This window comes from Nocardia sp. NPDC059228, from assembly GCF_042754245.1.
Classification (GTDB): domain Bacteria; phylum Actinomycetota; class Actinomycetes; order Mycobacteriales; family Mycobacteriaceae; genus Nocardia.
Genome location: NZ_JBHZAL010000184.1, coordinates 1 through 1,042 on the forward strand (window position 1 = coordinate 1; position 1,042 = coordinate 1,042).

Annotated in this window: 1 protein-coding gene and 1 pseudogene; one reads left to right on the forward strand and one right to left on the reverse strand. The window is 72.0% G+C overall.

The window, feature by feature from the left end; genetic code table 11:
* The first annotated feature begins 221 nt into the window (after positions 1 to 221).
* Positions 222 to 896, forward strand: coding sequence for a TIGR04222 domain-containing membrane protein (locus ACFXKA_RS43360; protein WP_379431964.1), 675 nt, complete (start codon positions 222 to 224; stop codon positions 894 to 896).
* A gap of 81 nt (positions 897 to 977) precedes the next feature.
* On the opposite strand, the pseudogene ACFXKA_RS43365 reads toward ACFXKA_RS43360, so the two are convergent.
* A pseudogene (locus ACFXKA_RS43365) lies at positions 978 to 1,034 on the reverse strand (hypothetical protein); the annotation flags it as partial.
* Positions 1,035 to 1,042: the final 8 nt, after the last annotated feature.

Below are 1,042 nucleotides of genomic sequence, written 5' to 3' on the forward strand. Positions count from 1 at the left end.
GGGCGCCGCGGGCCTGCCGAGGCGCTGCTACGCCGGCTGATGTACCGGTCGTGAGCGGGAGACGTACCGGCCCCGATCCCGCGCCGTACCCGTCCTGAGCAGGGCCGTCCCGATCCGGGGCCGTACCTCAAGTCTTGCTCTGAACTGCCGCCGCACCAGGGCCCGTTCCGGGCATCGACCCCATACTGACGAAAGGCGACATCAGGGACAGGGGGGCTCCTGTGCGAACCACGATCCGGCGGCATGTCTCGGCGGCCGAACGACGACTCGAAGCGTATGAAGTGGCTTATCTGGCCGGTGGACCCCAACGCGTGCTGGAGACCGCGCTCTTCGCGCTGCGCGACCGGGGGGCCGTCACGGTGGTCGGCCCGCGCGTGCGAGCGGTCGACGACGCCGACGGGACCGCCGAACACCCGACCGGGCACCCCGCCCGGCACCCGGTCGAACGGGCGGTCCTCGGGAGCGGCCCACGCGGTAGTAGTCAGGCGGTGGTCGCGAAAGCCGTACGCGGCGGACCGGAAGTCGCGGAGATCAAGCAGGGCCTGGTCGCTCTCGGCCTCCTCACCCGCGCACGTCACCGGCTCACCCGGGCGGGCAGGACCCAGCTGGAGGCGGCCAGGGATGAAGGCACGCTCCCCGCTTACGTCTTCGACGGCCCGGCCGCCCACGGGGACCGACGGCTGCGCCGCGTCGTCGCCGGTACGGCGATCCCCGCCGGCCTGGGACGGTCCCTGATACGTATGGGCAGGGCCGCCGATCCGGAGTACGACCACGGATACGACTACGGCGCAGAGAACAGCCGCGACCCGGACTCGGCTTCCGGCTCGCACTCGTCCCCGGAACCCGGAGGCTTCAGCTGCGGAAGCGGTGGTGGCGGGGGCGGCGGCAGCGACTAGGGGGGTCTTTCCGGCGGGCCCTCGGGGATTCGAAGTCCGCCGGAAAAACTTTCGCGGCAGGATGTCGAGAACCCGGACGCCTGCGTCCGCTTTGACCTGCGCGTAGTCACGGACCCGGCGCAACAGCCGGTTGGCGATCCGGGGGG